This window comes from Mycolicibacterium tokaiense, from assembly GCF_010725885.1.
Classification (GTDB): Bacteria; Actinomycetota; Actinomycetes; order Mycobacteriales; family Mycobacteriaceae; genus Mycobacterium; species Mycobacterium tokaiense.
Genome location: NZ_AP022600.1, coordinates 4,478,090 through 4,495,424, shown reverse-complemented (window position 1 = coordinate 4,495,424; position 17,335 = coordinate 4,478,090). Strand labels below are relative to the sequence as shown.

Below are 17,335 nucleotides of genomic sequence, written 5' to 3'. Positions count from 1 at the left end.
CGTGTCCGAACCACTCGCCGTCGACGCCCCGCCCACCACGTCACTGACCGTGGTCATCTGCTGTTTCACCGATCGGCGGCGCGCCCAGACCATCGCCGCCGCGCGGGCCGCGCTGGATCAACTGCTGCCGGGTGAACACGTGGTGGTGGTCGTCGACCACAACGCCGCCCTGCAGGCCGACCTCAGCGTCACCCTCGACAACCGGATCACCGTGCTGTCCAACAGCTTCGAGCGCGGCCTGTCGGGCGGTCGGAACACCGGCCTGAGCTGGGCGCCCGGGGACGTGGTGGTGTTCCTCGACGACGACGCAGTGCTGCACGACGGGTCCCTGCACCGCATCCGCGAGGTGTTCTCCGGTGACGACGTGGTGGCGCTCGGCGGTGGCGTGGAACCCGCCTGGCAGGCCGGCCGCGCACCCGGATGGTTTCCCCCGGAATTCGGTTGGGTGGTGGGCTGCGACTACCGCGGCCTGCCCGCCGACGGCGCGCCGATCCGCAATCCGATCGGTGCGGCGATGGCGGTCCGCAAGGACGCGTTGTCGAGCATCAACGGGTTCTCCCCGGAGCTGGGCCGGGTGGGCACCCTGCCGGCCGGGTGCGAGGAGACCCTGATGGGCGTGGCGCTGGGCCGGGAGTTCCCGCACCTGCGGATCGTGCGCGACACCGGTTTCCGTGTTGCACACCACGTTCCGGCCGACCGCACCACGTTCGCCTACTTCCTGCGTCGCTGTTACCACGAGGGTGGGTCCAAAGCCGTGCTGTCCCGCCTCAGCGGGCCCTCGGCCGCGTTGTCGAGTGAACGCACCTACACCACCGAGATTCTGCCCACGGGCTTGTGGCATGCCCGCGCCAACCCGCGCCGCGCCGCGGCGCTGCTGGCCGGATTCGCGGCCACCGCAACAGGATTCATCGTCGGGGCCGTACAACAGGCATGGGCGCGCCGTGCCGGAAGGGACACCCGAGCATGAAGCTCTCATCAGCACGTACCTCTGCAACCCCGCTGCGGGCGTTGGTGGTCGGTGCGATCACCGCCCTGGTGCTCAGCACCGGATGCGCCGGCCCCGGGTACGCCGAGCCCGCCCCGGACCCGAACATGCTGTTCGAGACCGACTTCAACGGCCCCGACGGATCCCCTCCCGGCGGGCCCTGGGAGATCGACGCCGGTGCCGGCGGCTGGGGCAACAACGAGGTCCAGACCTACACCGCCGCCTCGGACAACGTGCGCCAGGACGGCCAGGGCCACCTGGTCATCAGCGCCCGCACCGCACCCAACGGTGCGGTCACCTCCGCGCGGATCACCACGCACGACTCGTTCTCCTTCACCTACGGCCGCGCCGAGGCCCGCATCTCCCTGCCCGGCGGGCGCGGACTGCACCCGGCGTTCTGGCTGCTGGGCTCCGACGTGGACCAGGTGGGCTGGCCGGAATCCGGTGAGATCGACGTCATCGAGACCATCAACGACGTGCCGGACTTCCACACCGGCGTGCACGCTCCTGCTGACGGAAGCCCACGCGGACAAGAGGTTTCGGCCGGCGGGCCGTCCCCGGTGCCGCTGTTCGGCGAGTTCCACACCTACTGGGTGGAGCGCACCCCGGGGAAAATCGTGACCGGTATCGACGGCATCACGTTGTTCACCGTGACTCCCGCTGACCTGCAAGGAAATGCGCGATGGGTATTCGACAAACCGTTCCATCTGCTGCTGAACCTGGCGGTGGGCGGCAACTGGCCAGGCCCCACGGACGCCTCGACGCCGAACCCGGCAGAGATGCTGGTGGATTGGGTCCGGGTGCGCAAGCTGTGAGTCCCACCCGCTCGATCCCACCTGCGATGCCGCTGACCGAGCCTCCGGTCTGGCCCGGCGCACAGTGGGTCTCGATGATCGACCTCGATGACGTCCCGGATTCCATCAGCACAGTGACGGTGACCCCCGAGCAGGCCGAGGGTTACCGGCGCGCCCGGTTGCTGTTGCGCAGCGCCGGCAGCCCGGTCACCTTCGTCGACGCCGACATCGTCGACGGCACCGTCACCGTCGAGGTCCCCGATCGCCGGGCTGCGTCGGATGCCGTTCCGCACCCGCCGGTCTCGGTGGTGTTGTGCACGCGGGACCGCCCCGAGCATCTGGAGCGTGCGCTGGCCTCGATCCGGGCGCTGGACTACGCGGACTTCGAGGTGGTGGTGGTGGACAACGCCCCCGCCACCGACGCCACCGCCGCGGTCGTGGCGGCCTGCGATGATTCCCGGATCCGGCGGGTGCTGGAGCCCACCCCCGGGTTGTCGAACGCCAGGAATACCGGATTGCTCAGCGCCACACACGAGATCGTGGCGTTCACCGACGACGACGTGGTGGTGGACCCACAGTGGTTGCAAGGCATCGCCCGCGGATTCACCCGCGGGGACAACGTGACCTGTGTCTGCGGCATGGTGCCCAGCGGCGAACTGCGCACCGCCGCGCAGGGCTACTTCGATCAACGGGTGCCCTGGGCGGACACCATCGAACCCCGGGTGTACTCGACCCAGAACCCGCCGGCAGACCACCCTCTGTTTCCCTTCCAGGTCGGCAAGTGCGGCACCGGCGCCAATTTCGCCGTCCGCCGCAGCCGGTTGGTGGAGCTGGGTGGCTTTGACGAGGCCCTGGGGGTGGGGACCAAAACCTGCGGCGGGGAGGATCTCGACCTCTTCTTCCGGGTGCTGGCCGCCGGGGACACCCTGGTCAACGAGCCGTCGGCCATCGTGTGGCACCGCCACCGCAGCGACAGCGCCGCCCTGCTGACCCAGGCCCGCGGCTACGGCCTGGGTCTGGGCGCCTGGCTGACCAAGGTGTTCCTGCACCGTGAGCACCGCCGCCTCGCCCTGCGCGTCGTGCGTCGCCGCTTCCGTTCGGTGCTGGCCCGCGGCGCCGACTACGGCGCGATCGCGGCCCACGCGCGGGATTTCGGTGACGAGATCCCCAAAGAGGTCGGACGCCATGAGGTCTTTGCCGTCCTCGGCGGACCGTTGGCGCTGTGGCAGGGCCGGCGCCAAGGCCGCCGGGCGACTCCCCTTCTGGAGCCGAGTCCCGTTGTGGAGCCCACTCCCCTCCTGGAGCGATGATGCAACCACTCGTCGGAGATGACACCGAGGCGTCCGCAGTTGCCGCACCAACGCGTCCCTCCCCCACCGCTGCGCGCGTCAGCCTGGGTGCGCGGCCCGCCGACATCGCCGCCGCGGGCGCGGCGGCCGGCTTTCTGGCGCTGCTGCCGCTTCCCGCCGCGGCGCGGGCGCTGCTACTGACCGCGTTCATCCTGCTGGGCCCCGGCGCGGCCCTGCTCAGCTGGGTGCACATCCCGCCACGCGCCCGACTGGCTGCCGTGCCCGTGCTGGGCATGGCCCTGACCACCATCGTGACCACCGGCGCCATCTGGGCCTCGCTGTGGCACCCCCACGCCCTCCTGGTCGTCGGCGCGGCGGCCGTGGCGGCCGGCAGCGGCCTGTGGTACTCGCGCCACGGCTGGCCGGAGCGTCACCGTCTGCGCCTGCCGAGCCCCGGGGTGTCGGTGAGTGGGGTGGTGCGCCAACCCGCGGTGATCCTGGTGGCACTCGCCCTGGTGATCTGGGCGGCTGCCCTGCCCGGGCTGCCTGGGCTGGACGCCGGGTTCCTGGGGTTGCTCTTCTCCGGCACCGGGCCGCTGCTGGCCGTCACACTCGTGTTGTGCTCCACCGGTTTCCTGCTCGCGCTGCGCCGCCGGATGCTGGGCACCGCGGTCGCCGCGCTGGGTGCTGCCATCGTCATCTCCCGGCTGACCACCACGCTGGCCACCGAGGTTCCGCTCTACGACTGGGCCTACAAGCACATCGCGGTGACGGATTACATCCTGACGCACAACGCCATCACCCCCGACGGCACCGACATCTACGCGCAGTGGCCGTCGTTTTTTGTCGTCGCCGCCTGGTTCTGCGATCTGACCGGCCTGGCGCCCATCGCGCTGGCCCACGTGATCACGCCCGCCATCCACGTCCTGATCGCGCTGACGGTGTTCTCCGCGGCGCGAATCCTGAGGTACAGCAGGCGGACTGCGCTGGCCGCGGCGTACGTGGTGGAGATCGCGAACTGGGTGGGGCAGGACTATTTCTCCCCGCAGTCCTGGGCGGTGGTATTGGCCTACGGGGTGCTGGCGCTGCTGCTGGCGTCGCCGACCAGCCGCACCGCCGGTGTGCTGGCGGTGATTCCGTTCGCGGCCATCGTGCCCAGCCACCAGCTCACGCCGTTCTGGCTGCTGTTCACCGCCGGGTTGCTGGTGGTCACCAGGCGGGCCCGGCCGTGGTGGGCCGTGGGTGCGATGGCGGTGATCGCGGGCGCTTATCTGGTGGTGAACTTCGACGCGGTGGCCCCCTACGGCATCCTGTCCGGTGGTAACCCCCTGGACAACGCGTCCAGCAACGTCGCGGCGGTGGGCACCATCGAAAAGGTGTTCACCTCCGGGGTGTGCCGCGGGCTGTCCGCGGTCATCTTCGTCAGCGCCGCCGCGTGCGCCCTCTGGTTGCGCCGCCGCGGCCGGCCCGCGCTGGCGCCGGCACTACTGGCGTTCTCGCCGGTGGCGCTGCTGCTCGGACAGAGCTATGGCGGCGAGGCGATCTTCCGGGTGTATCTGTACGGGCTGCTCGGGTGCGGGCTGCTGATCGCCCCGGCGATCACCGTCGCGCTCAACCGGTCCCGCAACATCCGGCACCGGGCGGGGGCCGCCCGCCGCGGCCCGCTGCTGGCCTGGGTGTGGGTGACGGTCACGTCGCTGGCCGGCCTGCACGCGTATGTGGCGCTGTGGCCCATGGTGCTCGAGACGCGCAGTCAGGTCGACTACATGGACCAGCTGACCGCGCAGATCGAACCCGGCACCCGCATCATCATGATGCAACCGGGCGGTATGCCCACCCGGCTCAACGACCACTACGCCGCGCAGACGCTGCAGGATCCCTACTTCGATCAGCCGCTGAACGCCGACATGCCCCAGGACAGATCCACGTTCCCCACCGCGGACCAGGCCGGTGCCTTCCAGTGGTCGGTGGAGAACAACACGTTCCCCACCTACGTCGTGTTCAGCGAGCAGTCCAACACTGCCCTGCACTACTACCAGGAGTATCCGGACGACTCGATCGAGAAGTTCCAGCAGTTCCTGAACACCGCACCCAACTGGGAGCAGATCCACCGCGACGGACAGACGGTGGTCTATCGCTACCCGGGAGCCAAGGCACTGCAGGAAGACGAGATCAATCCCGGCGACGGCGCCCTCGGCGGTACCCGATGGGGCGGCAACTAGCGCTGATCCAGCCGAACCTCGCCGACCACGCCGTAGTGGTCGGAGCCGGGTAGGTCCACCCTGGCGAAGGAGACCGGACTGGCTCCCCGGGCCAGGATGCGGTCGATGGCCAGCACCGGCGGGATCCGCCGTCCCGCCGGGTAGGTGGCGACGATGCCGGCGCCCACCTGCTCGGCGGCGTCGAGCAGCTCGGGCGAGCCGGCGGAACCGGAACCGGCGAGCAGGTCACGGAAACGTTTGTGGTCGAACGTCGAGTTGAAGTCCGCGCCGATGAGTATGTCCTCCGATTCATCGCCGAGCAGCGCCTGCAGGTGCTCCAGTTCTGCGGCCCATTTCCAGGACGGCTCGGGAAACGGCGGGATGGGGTGCAGCGCGTACACCGCCAGGGGGGCGGCTTCGGGCACGGTCATCTCCGCACGGATGTTGTTCAGCGCGAACCCATTCAACAGCTCACCCGAGCGCAGCGGATATCGCGAGAAGATGCCCGCACCGCCGCCGCCGAAGCGCGGAAACGTCACCGCGTACGGCAACTGCTCACGCAGCCCCGCGTCATCGAGGCCGGCGACCGCGGCATCGGTGAGCTCGATCACGGTCAGGACGTCCACCGACCGGTCCCGCACCGTGGACACCAGCGCACCCGGATCTGCTTGTCCCAGCATGATATTGGCCTGCAGGATGCGTACGCTCGGTTGCTCCACCCCGGCGGCGTGTGCGGTGTCGGCGCGGTACAGCGGAGCCTGCGACCACAGCCCCACCGCAGTCACCACCACCGCCAGCCCGGCCGCCCACCACCGTCTGCCCACGGCGAACACCACCGAGGCGATCAACGCAGCCGGCACCAGCACGGGGGTGAAGGCCGCGACGATGGTCGCGGTGTCACTGACGGGATCGATGAAATGTGCTGTGACACCGGCGATGCCCGCGGCCAGCAGGGTGCCACCCAGCACGCCGGACGCCCACCGTGACCACCTCACCCCTCCATGGTGACACGGGTTGTGGCGGGGGTGCTCAGCCCTCGGGCACCAGCGACAGCAGCAGATCCGGCCCCAGCGCGGTCACGCCCTCGAACCGCCACCGCTGCGCCCGGGCGATGGTGGGCACCCCGATGTCGCCGAGCGCGGTCATCGGCCCGCCGAGGAGCACCGGCGCGACGTAGGCCAGGATCCGGTCCACCACCCCGGCCCGCAGGAACGCCGACGCCAGGGTGGGCCCGCCCTCGACCATGACGTCGGTCCGGTCGCCCAGCGCGCGGATCACCTCGTGCACATCGTGGGTGCGGATCACCATGGTGTGCGAGTCGTCGTTGAGGACGTTGGCGTCCGGGGAGATCTCGCGGACGCCGACCACCACCCGCAGCGGCTGGTGGTCGGCCGGCGCACCGTCGGGCAGCCGGGCCGTCAGGGTGGGGTCGTCGGCGAACACCGTTCCGGTGCCCACCACGATGGCGTCCGCGGCGGCCCGGCGGCGGTGCACGTCGGCGCGCGCCTGCTCACCGGTGATCCACTTGCTGGACCGGTCCGCGGCCGCGCTCCTGCCGTCCAGGCTGGCGGCGTACTTCCAGGTGATGTGCGGGCGGCCGGTGCGCTGACGGTGCAGCCATTCCCGCAGCGGCCCGGTTTCGACTGCGAGCGCCTCGACACCGGCGTGCACCTGTACCCCGGCGGCCCGCAACCGGTCGGCGCCGCCCGCGGCCACCGGATTGGGGTCCGCAACGGCGAACACCACCGCCGAGACCCCGGCGGCCAGCAGGGCATCCACGCACGGCGGGGTACGGCCATGGTGGTTGCACGGCTCCAGGGTGACCACCGCCGTGCCGCCCTCGGCGCGGCTGCCGGCGGCCCGCAACGCCACCACCTCGGCGTGGGCGCCGCCTGCGGGTTCGGTGCCGCCCACCCCGGCCACCACGCCGTCGCGGTCCAGGATCACCGCACCCACCGGCGGGTTCGGGTAGGTGGCACCTTTGACGTGCCGGGCGGCGTCGACCGCCAGCGTCATCGCCTGCCCGACGGCGTCCGTACTCACCCGAGGTGCGGCGAGGCGGCCGCAGCGGCGCGGCGCAGGGCTGCGACCGCTGCGGCGGGGTCGTCGGCGCCGTAGACGGCAGAACCCGCGACGAAGCAGTCCACGCCGGCTTCGGCCGCCATCTCGATGGTGTCGGCACTGATGCCGCCGTCGATCTCGACGACGACGGTCAGCTCCCCGGAGTCCACCAGCCTGCGGGCGGTGCCCACCTTGGCCAGCACCTCGGGGATGAAGCTCTGCCCGCCGAAGCCGGGCTCCACCGACATCACCAGCAGGGTGTCGAAGTCCCGCAGGATCTCCAGGTAGGGCTCGATCGGCGTGCCCGGCTTGATCGACAGGCCCGCCCTGGCGCCGGCCGCGCGGATGTCACGGGCCACCGAGATGGGATCATCGGTGGCCTCGGCATGGAATGTCACGTTGTAGGCGCCGGCCTCGGCGTACGGCGGCGCCCACCGGGCGGGGTCCTCGATCATCAGATGGCAGTCCATCGGGATGTCGGTGGCGGCCAGCAGGCTCTGCACCACGGGCAACCCCAGGGTGAGGTTGGGCACGAAGTGCGCGTCCATCACGTCCACGTGCACCCAGTCCGCGCCCTCGATGGCCGCCATCTCGTCGGCCAGCCGGGCGAAATCGGCGGCCAGGATCGACGGTGCAATCAGGGGATTCCGGAGATTCGGCAAGCTGGTCACCTCAGACATCTTTGCGCAGGGCGGCGGCGAACATGGCGTCGGTCCCGTGTCGGTGCGGCCACAACTGCACGTACGGCCCGTCGCCCAGGTCGTCGGCGGGGGCGAACAGCGGCCGGGTGTCCAGCGCGGTCACCGGCTGCCTGCGCAGCGCATCAGCCACCACACCCGCGGTCTCGGCCAGGTGCGGCGAGCACGTCGCGTACAGCACCACTCCACCCGGCCGGGTCAGCGCGATCGCCGCGGCCAGCAGCTGACGCTGGAGTTTGACCAGCTCGGGCACGTCGGACTGGGTGCGCCGCCAGCGTGCTTCGGGGCGGCGGCGCAACGCGCCGAGCCCGGTACAGGGGGCGTCGACCAGCACCCGGTCGAAGCCGGGCTCCAGGCCGGATTCGCGGCCGTCGACCCGCAGCACCGTCACCGGCAACCCGGCGGCGTTCTGCTCCACCAGCTCTGCACGCCGCGGTGCCGGTTCCACGGCCGTCACCGTCGCGTTCTGCCCCGCCAGGGCGCCCAGCATCGCGGTCTTGCCACCGGGGCCCGCGCACAGGTCCAGCCACCGGCCGGTGTCGGGGCCCTCCAGCGGGGCCAGGGTGAGGGCGCGGGCGACCAACTGGCTGCCTTCGTCCTGGACCAGGGCCTGGCCGCGGCGCACCGGCTCCAGCGCGCCGGGGTCACCGCCGGGCAGGTAGACGGCATACGGCGAGTACCGCCCCACCTCGCCGTCGACGGCGGCGGCCAGCTCGTCGGCCGTCAGGAGCCCCGGGCGCGCCGCCAGGTGCACCGTGGGGCGTTCGTCGTCGCTGCGCAGCAGGGCATCGAGCTCGCCGGCGCGGGCGCCGAGGGCATCGGTGAACGCCTGGGCGATCCAGCGCGGGTGGGCATGGGTGAACGCCAGATGCCCCACCGGGTCGGTGCTTTGCGGCGGCGCCAGCTCCGCCACCCAACTCGCCTCGTCGCGACGGGAGATGGTGCGCAACACTCCGTTGACGAAACCGGCACGCGCACTGTCGAATTCGATACCCGCCTGGTCGACGGTGGTGGACAGCGCGGCGTGCGGTTCCACCCGGGTGCGCAGCAGCTGATAGGCGCCGAGGCGCAGGAGGTCCAGCAGCACCGGGTCGATGTCGCTCACCGGCCGCCCGGCCGCGGCGCTGATCACGTCGTCCAGCAGGCCGCGGCTGCGGCAGGCGCCGTAGGTCAGTTCGGTGGCGAAAGCGGCGTCGCGGCCGGTGATTCCGCGGTCGCGCAGCAGCGCGGGCAGGGCCAGGTTGGCGTAGGCGTCGCGCTCGGAGACCGCACGCAGCACGTCGAAGGCGGCGCGGCGCGCGGGGTCCAGCGGAGTGCGCGCCGGGCGGCTCTGCGGCCGCCGCGGAGGTTGGCGGCGCTGCTGGTTCGGACGGTCCCGATTCGAGCGGTCATGGTTGCTCATGACGCGCGCACCTGCTCGTCGAGCCGCGCCCCGCGGGCCCAGTCGGCGGCGTTCATCGGCTTCTTCCCCGGCGCCCGCACGGTGCCGAGTTCCACCGGCGCGGACCCGGTGCCCAGCAGCACCCGGCGCTTCTGCACGGCCAGCTGCCCGGGCGCCAGACCCAGATCGTCGACCACCGGGGTGACCGGTCCGATGCCGATCCGCATGTCGCCCAGCATGGTCCACGCGCCGGGGTTGGGCGTCACCGCGCGGATCTGGCGATCCACCACATGTGCGGGCAGCTCCCAGCGCACCCGGGCGGCCTCGACGGTGATCTTGGGCGCCACGCTGATGCCCTCGGCCGGCTGCGGCACCGGCACCAGCGCGTCCTCGGCGATGCCGTCCAGGGTGGACGCCAGCAACACCGCGCCGGATTCGGCGAGTCGGGCCAGGAGGTCACCGGCGGTGTCGGTGTCCTTGATGGTCTCGGTGACCACGCCGTAGACGGGTCCGGAGTCCAGGTCGGGTTCGATCTGGAAGGTGGTGGCACCGGTCACCTCGTCACCGGCGGCGATGGCGGCCTGCACCGGCGCGGCACCGCGCCAGGCGGGCAGCAGCGAGAAATGCAGGTTGACCCAGCCCCGGGCCGGCACCGCGAGCAGCCCGGCCCCCAGCAGGGCGCCGTAAGCCACCACGGGGCAGCAGTCCGGCTCATAGCCGGCCAGTTCGGCGACGAACTCGGGCGAGTTGGGGCGGGTGGGCTTGAGCACCGTGATGCCGTGGTCGGCGGCCAGCTGCGCCACCGGGGACGGGGTGGGTGTGCCGCGGCGTCCGGACACCGCGTCGGGACGGGTCAGCACCGCGGCCACCTCGTGCCGCGGTGAGTCGATCAGCCGTTGCAACGCCGGGAGCGCGGGTTCCGGGGTACCGGCGAAGACGAGACGCATTCGCGCCAGTTTATAGACCGGCTCAGCGCGGAGTCTGGTAGTACTCCCGCTGCGACACCCCGGCCCGGCTGGCGACGTACATCCAGGGGATGGTGCCGATCAGCCTGTTCACCGTGGCCGCGGCGTCGTTGTAGTACTGGCGGGCGAAGGCCAGGGTGTTCTCGGTGTCGGTGAGGGTGCGTTGCAGATCCAGAAAATTGGCCGACGACGACAGCTGCGGGTAGCTCTGCCCCAGCGCCAGCACCTGGCCCACAGCGGTGTCCAGTTGCGCCTCGGCGGCGCTGCGGGCCGCCACCGACGTCCCGCCGGTGGCGGAATCCAGCGCAGCCCGGGCGGCGCTGACGCGGTCCAGCACCGCCTGTTCATGGGCGGCGAAAGTGGTGACGGTGTGCACCAGAGCCGGAATCAGCGAGGCCCGTCGGGTCAGCTCGACGTCGATGCCGCCGAGCGCCTCGTCGGCGCGGACGTCGGCGGCCCGCAGCTTGTTGTAGCCCGCGACGAACACCACCAGCACCGCCACCGCGATGGCCAGCACCACGACCAGCACCCAGGTCACCATGAACCCCCTCCTCCTCCACCACCACCACCACCGCCCCCACCGCCGCCGCTGCTGCTGCCCCCGCTGCTGCTGGAGGACTGCGACGCGGTGTAGGCGCTGATCGACGACGACAAGGCGGATTCGAAACTGTCGAAACCTGCTCCGGAGCTGCTCATCACGCTCTGGTGTCCATCGCTGACGGGGTACCACTGTGGCAGTGGCGCGGGCACGCCCATCACGGCCTGGTACTTCTGCGCCCACAGCGCCGCCACCCCCGCGGCCACCGCGTAGGGCACGTAGGCGCTGTAGAGGTCGGCCCTGGCACCGAAGTCGAAGCGCGCCTGGGCGGAGTCGGTGGCCAGCATGCGGTGGAAACCTCCTGCCCGCGACCACAGTTCGCGGCCTGCCGGCGTGCGTCGGGTGCCCACCCCGGCGCGCCAGGAGCGTGCGGTGAGCACGAAGAACACCGCGAACGGGATCACCCAGACGGTGCCGGGGAAGCCCAGGCGCAACGCCGCACAGATCGTCAGCACCAGTGCCACGGCGTTGGCCGCCCGCACCCATAGCTCACCGCGCCGGGCGACCAGCAGGCCGGAGTCCCGTGCCCACGTCTGCACCGCCTCGGTCATGTCCTTCTTGGCGGTGGACAGCTTCTTGCCCGCGGTCTCGGTGCCGTCCGCGCGGAACTCCCGGCCCGGGCGCATCACCTTCAGCGCCGAGCCCACCGCGACGCTCACCGGGTCCACCGACCCCCAGGCACCCGCCTCACCGCGGCCGTGCACCTCCCACTTCCTCTCCCCCACCTGGTGCAGTTCGACCAGGCCGCGCTCGGCGAGGTGGAACAGCGTGGCGGACAGGCCGTTCTTGGGCACCGCCTCGGTGCGGATGTACTCGAACTGCACCGGCCCCACCCCCTCCGGTGGGGCGTACTGCAGCGGGAAGCCCGGCTCTTTCTCAACGGTCGTCCGGAACACGGCGACGGCCGCCACGGCTGCGGCCACGGTCAGGGCGCCCACCCACACCAGCGTGGTCTCGGACTGCCCGAGCACCCGGTCCCACGGGAACGGCCACGGCACCTCGGCGCGCGGCGGAGTGGGGATGTCGACGCCGGCGCGCACCGTGACCGGGGTGCGCGGCGCCAGGTCGGTCGCCTCGATCGTCACGGTGTTCCCGCGGATGTCGAGCCCGGCGCAGTCGGTGCCCGCCCCCATCCCGACGGCGCACTGGGCGCCGGGCACGGGGCCGGGCAGGCTGACGGTGATGCGGGCCCGCTCGATCCGGTTGTTCCAGCCCGGTGGGATGACGTTCCAGTAGAACACCGAGGCCGCGGCGTCGGGGTCTCCGTCGGTGCTGGCGAATCGCGCTCCGGCTCCGGTGCCACCGGGGTCCAGCACGCCGGCGATGCGGTAGCGGATCTCGACGATGTGCGGGCCGAGGGTCAGGTACCGGTCGGGATCGCCGATCTTGGCCACCCGGAACCGTTTTCCCGTCTCCCAAAGCATCTGATACTCGGCGGGTTGACCATCGAGGGTGATCGACGTGACGTCCGGCGGCTGCCGCACATGGGGACTGTTCTGGTTGGCGACGTCCCAGTACCGGAACAGGCCGTGCCGGTCGCTGGGGAAGTCCGCGGTGATCGTCTCGACGGCCTCCAGGTTGCCGTCGCGGTCGACGACGTAGTCCACCTGGTAGTCGGTGATCGTCACCAGGTCCTCGACCACGTCGCCGCCGCCGCCGGAGAACGGCGCGAAACCCAGTGGCCACAAAACGGCGAATGCGATGAGCCCCAACAGGATCGACCATCGTAGTACCCGCCAGAACCACCCCATGCCTGCCTCCGTCTGCAGTCCTGGCTCTCACCCTAGGGGCAGCGGGCCGATCTGCCTACGATGCGTTGCCATACTCGCGGCGGCGCGGCGGGGTCCCAGTTGCCCGCACCAGTAGGTTAGGTTAACCTACCCAAACCTCGAGAGGAACCTCTCGGGCGTGACGCACCGCACGATCGCGATGGGATGTCCCCTTTTCATGACCTGCCCGGCACCGGTACCGCCCGCGCGCCCGATCGAGTTCCCTTCGGTGCCCGCCCACTTCGAGACCACCGCACTGACCTGCCCGGACCGGGTCGCGCTACGCACGCCGACCGGTGACGTCACCTATGGGCAGTTGCTGGCCGCGGTGCGCCAGTGGGCGCGACCGCTGCCCGCCCGCACCGCCGCACTGGTGGACGCGCCCATGGTGGCACCGACGGTGGCGGCCATCTTCGGTCTGTTCACCGCCGGGACCACGGTGGTGACGGTGGATCCGGCCACCCCGCCGAACCGGGTCGACACGATCGCCGCCATCCTCGCCGACCACGATCACCATGTGGTGCGCATCGACCCCTGCCGCGACGACCCGGCACCCGTGACCACAGCCGCGCCGGCGCTCGGGCCCGACGACGTGACCAGCATCCAGTTCACCTCCGGCTCCACCGGGACCCCCAAGGCGGTGCGCCACACCCATGGCCTCTGGCTGGCCGACGCCCAGCTGCTCGGCGACCGGTTCGGGCTGGCCGACGGCGCCAGGGTGGCGTTGTGTATGCCGATCAGCTTCGCCGGCGGGCTCAACGTCCTGATCGGGTCGCTGCTGGGCGGCGCGGAGGTCATCGGCATCGATCCGCGGGAGCACACCGGCCCGGAGGCGCTGCGCCGCATCAGCAGCTCCGGCGCCGAGATCATCACCTGCACACCGGCATTCATCGACGTGCTGCACACCGCCGCGCGCGGCACCACCTTGCCCCGGGTGCGCCGCATCGTGGTGACCGGGGAAGCCGCGCACGTCAGGCACATCAAGCTGGCTCGGGAGCTGGCACCGCAGGCGGTCTTCACCAACTGGGCGGGCTCCACCGAGACCCTGGCCATCGCCAGCCACGACATCGCACCCACCGCGCCGCTGCCGGCCGGCGTCGTTCCCGTCGGTGTCCCGGCGCCACACAAGTCGATCGCCGTCGACGAGGACGGGGCGGTGACCATCACCTCCCGCCACCTCGGCGGCGGGTACCTGGACCCGCGCGCCGCGACGGCGGCGTTCGTGAGGAACCCCGACGCCACCACCACCTACGCCGGCGGCGACGTCGGACGGTGGGATGCCGACGGCAACCTGGTGCTGTCCGGGCGGGCGGACAGCACCGTCAAGATCCGCGGGTACCTGGTGGAGCCGGCCGAGATCGAGACCACGCTGCTGTCCTACCCCGACGTCCGGGAGGCTGTCGTGAAGCCTGATCCCGAACAGGCCGGCCTCATCGCGTATCTGGCGCCGAGTACCACCACCCGGACCCCGTCGGTGGCCGAACTGCGCACCCGGTTGCACCGCGACCTGCCGCCCTGGATGGTGCCGGCGCACCTCGTCGTGCTGCCCGCCCTGCCCCGCGGCGACCGCGGCAAGATCGACCGTGCCGCCTTGCCGCAGCCGACCCGACCGGCCTACGCCGCGCCGCGCACCCACCACGAGTCGCTGGTGAGCCGGGTGTGGGCCGAGGTGCTGCACGTCGACCGGGTGGGCCGCACCGACAGTTTCTACGCCCTGGGCGGCGACTCCATGTCCGTGGTCCAGATGATCGTGGCGCTGCGCGAGGCGCACGCCATCGTGGTGGCGCCCACCGATCTGGCGGCCGCGCCCACCGTCGCCGAATTCGCGGCCAGAATCACCGCCACCGGGCGCCCGGTGTCCGGGCTGCAGCCCACCACGGTCGCGCTGCGCCCGCTGTCGGCGGACACCTCCCCCGCGCCGCTGTTCTGCTTCACCGGCGCCGGCGCCTCGGCACTGTGCTTCGCACCGCTGGCGCAGCGGGTCGGACCCGGGCAGGCCGTCTACGCCTTCGAACCGAAAGGCTTGCAACGTCACGAGATCCCCGACCTGTCGGTGCGGCGCGCAGCCCGGCGGCATCTACGCGATGTACGCCGGGTCCAACCCGACGGGCCGTACACGCTGATCGGACACTCGCTGGGCGCGCACATCGCCCTGGAGGTCGCCCACCTGCTGGAGGCAGAAGGCGCCGATGTGGAACTGGTGGTCATGCTGGACCCGTGGCTGTCGCCGAAGGTGGCCAAGGATGCCCGCGCGGAGCTCCCGGACGCCACGGTCACACTCGGAAACGCTGATGCTGCAGGAGGTTTCGCGTTGTGGTGGGATCGGCAGAAGCGGGTGCCACTGGCCGGCCTGCTGGTCGGTCGGTACGCCCGCCGCACCCTGGCCGTCGAGGAGGTCGGGATGATGACCGGGTACGCCCACCGGCCCACGCCGTGGCACGGCCGGGCGCATCTGCTGCTGAGCCACCTCAACCGCGACGACCACCGGCTGTGGCGCCGGATCCTGCCCGGCGACCTGAGCCTGGACGTGGTGGACTGCGACCACCATTCGATCGTGCGCGAACCCCACGTCGGGGCCGTCGCCGACGTCGTGGCGGCCGCCCGCGAGCGGCCGTCGGCTCAGCCGATGTGCAGCGGATCCACCTGGACCCGCACCGGCTCCTGATCCCGTTGGGCGCTGCGCACCCCGATGGCGCGGCGCAGCGCGGTGGCCAGCGCCAGCCCGTCACCGCGGGACACCCGGACCAGCATCCGGATCACCTCGGCGTCGTCGGCGGCCCCGGCCGGGCGGCGCACCCCCGGCGGTAGCTCCACCGGCCCCAGCACCTCGGCCCCGGCGGGCAGCTGCGCCTCGGCCAGCAGGGCATCGGCCGCGACGGCGGTGCCGTCCAGAGCCGCCATGTGCGCACTCGGCGGCAGGCCCACCTCGGCGCGCGCGTCCAGTTCGGCCTCGGCGTGCCCCACCGCATCCCAGCGGATCAGCGCCTGCACGGTGGGGATGGCCGATTCGGCGACCACCACCACGGTGCCGCCGTCGGCGTGGGGGCGTACCAGCGCGGCGGCGCCCATCCACCGGCGCAGCGTGTCCTCGGCGGCGCGGAGGTCCTGACGGCCGAGCAACGCCCAGCTGTCCAGCAGCAGGGCAGCGCCGAATCCCTGCGCCGCAGCGGGTTCGGCGCCCGGCGTGGCGACCACCAGCGCCGGGGAGTCTTCGACGGCGATGAGCATCGACTCCCCCGATGACGTGTGCACCGGCACACCTGGGAACGCCCGGCCCAGTTCCTCGGCGGTACGCCGGGCTCCGAACACCGTGGCGCGCACGGCATCCGAGCCGCACCGTGCGCACCGCAGGGCGGTCTCGGCGCGGCCGCACCACCGGCACACCGCCGTCCCCCGGTCGGCGGGGCCGGTGAGCGACAGCGGCCCGGTGCAGTGCCTGCAGCGGGCGATGGTCCGGCACCGCCCGCACGCCAGGGACGGGATGTAGCCGCGGCGCGGCACCTGGATCAGCACCGGACGGTCCGCGGCAAGAGCGGATCGGGCCGCCTGCAGGGCCAACGACGGCAGCCGGGCGCTGCGGGCGGCCGGGTCGCGTTCCTCGGCAAAACCGCTGTCGTCCAGGGCCACCACCCTGGGGGCGTGCGCCCGCACCACGGTCCGGGTGGGCACCAGGTCGTGGGCCCATCCGCTGCGCACCAGGGCCTGCGCTTCTGCGGTGCGCGCGAAACCGCCGATCATCGCCGCGCACCCGCTCTGATGTGCCCGCAGCATCGCCACCTCCCTGGCGTGCGGGTACGGCGAGCGGGGCTCGGCCAGGTTGTCGTCACCGTCGTCCCACATGAGCACCAGACCCAGGTCGGCCACGGGTGCGAACACCGCGCTGCGGGTGCCGATCACCACCCGCGCCGTGCCGCGCAGCGCAGCCAGCCAGCGCCGGTAGCGGGCAGCCGGGCCCAGTCCGGCGGCCAACGCCACCGTGGTGTCCGGTCCGCAGCGGGCCGCGACCGCGCCGTGCAGGGCGTCGACGTCACGCTGATCCGGCACCACCGCCAGCACCCCGCGGCCGCCGCGCACGGTCGCCGCGGCGGCCTCGGCGAAGCGCTCGGTCCAGTGCTCGCCCGGCAGCGCCTGCCAGACGGCGCGGGCGGCCCGGGCGTGCTGCAGCGCCTCGAGGAAGCCCTCACCGCGCTCATACCGGGACCAGGCCGCCGGATCCGGCGGCTGCACCTCGAATTTCGCTGCCGGCGAGGGTGTTTCGTTCTCCACCCGGGCGTGCCGCGGCGGGATGGCCAGCCGCAGCACGTCGGGGCGGGTGCCGGCGTAGCGCGCCGCCACCGCGTCGGCGAGCCGGCGAATGTCGGGCGTCAGCACCGGCTCCGGTGAGACCACCCGGTCCAGCCAACCCAGCTTGCCGTCATGGTCGGTGTCGAAACGCCGCTCCAGCAGGTAGCCGTCGACCAGCCGCCCGCTGAACCGGATCCGCACCCGCGCACCGGGAACCGCCTCGTCGGACTGCTCCTCGGAGACCAGGTAGTCGAATTCGCGGTCCAGGTGGGGCACCGTCAGCATCGGGAGCACCCTCGCGATGGGCGCC

The 17,335-nt window shown here is 72.0% G+C and carries 13 protein-coding genes; 5 read left to right on the top strand and 8 right to left on the bottom strand.

Going from position 1 to position 17,335, the window contains the following annotated elements; genetic code table 11:
- The first annotated feature begins 1 nt into the window (after position 1).
- From G6N58_RS21965 to G6N58_RS21950, 4 genes are read left to right on the top strand one after another with little or no spacing between them, the layout of a single operon-like run.
- Positions 2-967 (top strand): glycosyltransferase family 2 protein, encoded by a 966-nt coding sequence (locus G6N58_RS21965; RefSeq protein ID WP_115277288.1) that lies wholly within the window; start codon positions 2-4, stop codon positions 965-967.
- Positions 964-1,800, top strand: coding sequence for a glycoside hydrolase family 16 protein (locus tag G6N58_RS21960; RefSeq protein ID WP_083231085.1), 837 nt, complete (start codon positions 964-966; stop codon positions 1,798-1,800). Before G6N58_RS21965 ends, G6N58_RS21960 begins: the two co-directional genes overlap by 4 nt.
- Entirely contained in the window at positions 1,797-3,089 is a 1,293-nt protein-coding gene (locus G6N58_RS21955) for a glycosyltransferase family 2 protein (protein WP_435406123.1), read from the top strand. The genes G6N58_RS21960 and G6N58_RS21955 overlap by 4 nt, the downstream gene beginning before the upstream one ends.
- Positions 3,089-5,290: a hypothetical protein gene (locus tag G6N58_RS21950; RefSeq protein ID WP_174904639.1), complete on the top strand. Its 2,202-nt coding sequence runs from the start codon at positions 3,089-3,091 to the stop codon at positions 5,288-5,290. The genes G6N58_RS21955 and G6N58_RS21950 overlap by 1 nt, the downstream gene beginning before the upstream one ends.
- On the opposite strand, the gene G6N58_RS21945 is transcribed toward G6N58_RS21950, so the two are convergent.
- From G6N58_RS21945 to G6N58_RS21915, 7 genes are read right to left on the bottom strand one after another with little or no spacing between them, the layout of a single operon-like run.
- On the bottom strand, positions 5,287-6,264 hold the full coding sequence (locus G6N58_RS21945; RefSeq protein ID WP_115277290.1) for an endonuclease/exonuclease/phosphatase family protein: 978 nt from the start codon (positions 6,262-6,264) through the stop codon (positions 5,287-5,289). The two genes, G6N58_RS21950 and G6N58_RS21945, sit on opposite strands and share 4 nt — an antisense overlap.
- A gap of 34 nt (positions 6,265-6,298) precedes the next feature.
- A complete protein-coding gene (gene ribD, locus G6N58_RS21940; RefSeq protein WP_115277291.1) occupies positions 6,299-7,285 on the bottom strand; it encodes a bifunctional diaminohydroxyphosphoribosylaminopyrimidine deaminase/5-amino-6-(5-phosphoribosylamino)uracil reductase RibD in 987 nt (328 codons plus the stop codon).
- Positions 7,286-7,308: 23 nt separating this feature from the next.
- Entirely contained in the window at positions 7,309-8,001 is a 693-nt protein-coding gene (gene rpe / locus G6N58_RS21935) for a ribulose-phosphate 3-epimerase (RefSeq protein ID WP_435406124.1), read from the bottom strand.
- 1 nt (position 8,002) lies between these two features.
- Positions 8,003-9,430 (bottom strand): RsmB/NOP family class I SAM-dependent RNA methyltransferase, encoded by a 1,428-nt coding sequence (locus tag G6N58_RS21930; RefSeq protein WP_068916670.1) that lies wholly within the window; start codon positions 9,428-9,430, stop codon positions 8,003-8,005.
- Positions 9,427-10,356 (bottom strand): methionyl-tRNA formyltransferase, encoded by a 930-nt coding sequence (locus tag G6N58_RS21925; RefSeq protein WP_115277293.1) that lies wholly within the window; start codon positions 10,354-10,356, stop codon positions 9,427-9,429. The genes G6N58_RS21930 and G6N58_RS21925 overlap by 4 nt, the downstream gene beginning before the upstream one ends.
- 22 nt (positions 10,357-10,378) lie before the next feature.
- Positions 10,379-10,915: a LemA family protein gene (locus tag G6N58_RS21920; RefSeq protein ID WP_115277294.1), complete on the bottom strand. Its 537-nt coding sequence runs from the start codon at positions 10,913-10,915 to the stop codon at positions 10,379-10,381.
- Complete coding sequence (locus G6N58_RS21915; RefSeq protein WP_115277295.1) at positions 10,909-12,723, bottom strand: DUF2207 domain-containing protein; 1,815 nt, start codon at positions 12,721-12,723, stop codon at positions 10,909-10,911. The genes G6N58_RS21920 and G6N58_RS21915 overlap by 7 nt, the downstream gene beginning before the upstream one ends.
- A gap of 157 nt (positions 12,724-12,880) precedes the next feature.
- On the opposite strand from G6N58_RS21915, the gene G6N58_RS21910 reads away from it, so the two are divergent.
- Complete coding sequence (locus G6N58_RS21910) at positions 12,881-15,406, top strand: alpha/beta fold hydrolase (RefSeq protein ID WP_147289287.1); 2,526 nt, start codon at positions 12,881-12,883, stop codon at positions 15,404-15,406.
- Here G6N58_RS21910 and G6N58_RS21905 read toward each other — a convergent pair.
- Positions 15,361-17,310, bottom strand: coding sequence for a primosomal protein N' (locus tag G6N58_RS21905; protein ID WP_115277297.1), 1,950 nt, complete (start codon positions 17,308-17,310; stop codon positions 15,361-15,363). The two genes, G6N58_RS21910 and G6N58_RS21905, sit on opposite strands and share 46 nt — an antisense overlap.
- Positions 17,311-17,335: the final 25 nt, after the last annotated feature.

What these genes read in the sequence shown, in the direction of transcription:
- G6N58_RS21960 (WP_083231085.1), top strand. Translation starts at nt 964, where the DNA reads ATGAAGCTCTCATCAGCACGTACCTCTGCAACCCCGCTGCGGGCGTTG.
- G6N58_RS21950 (WP_174904639.1), top strand. Translation starts at nt 3,089, where the DNA reads ATGCAACCACTCGTCGGAGATGACACCGAGGCGTCCGCAGTTGCCGCA.
- ribD (WP_115277291.1), bottom strand. Translation starts at nt 7,285, where the DNA reads ATGACGCTGGCGGTCGACGCCGCCCGGCACGTCAAAGGTGCCACCTAC.
- G6N58_RS21930 (WP_068916670.1), bottom strand. Translation starts at nt 9,430, where the DNA reads ATGAGCAACCATGACCGCTCGAATCGGGACCGTCCGAACCAGCAGCGC.
- G6N58_RS21925 (WP_115277293.1), bottom strand. Translation starts at nt 10,356, where the DNA reads ATGCGTCTCGTCTTCGCCGGTACCCCGGAACCCGCGCTCCCGGCGTTG.
- G6N58_RS21920 (WP_115277294.1), bottom strand. Translation starts at nt 10,915, where the DNA reads ATGGTGACCTGGGTGCTGGTCGTGGTGCTGGCCATCGCGGTGGCGGTG.
- G6N58_RS21915 (WP_115277295.1), bottom strand. Translation starts at nt 12,723, where the DNA reads ATGGGGTGGTTCTGGCGGGTACTACGATGGTCGATCCTGTTGGGGCTC.
- G6N58_RS21905 (WP_115277297.1), bottom strand. Translation starts at nt 17,310, where the DNA reads ATGCTGACGGTGCCCCACCTGGACCGCGAATTCGACTACCTGGTCTCC.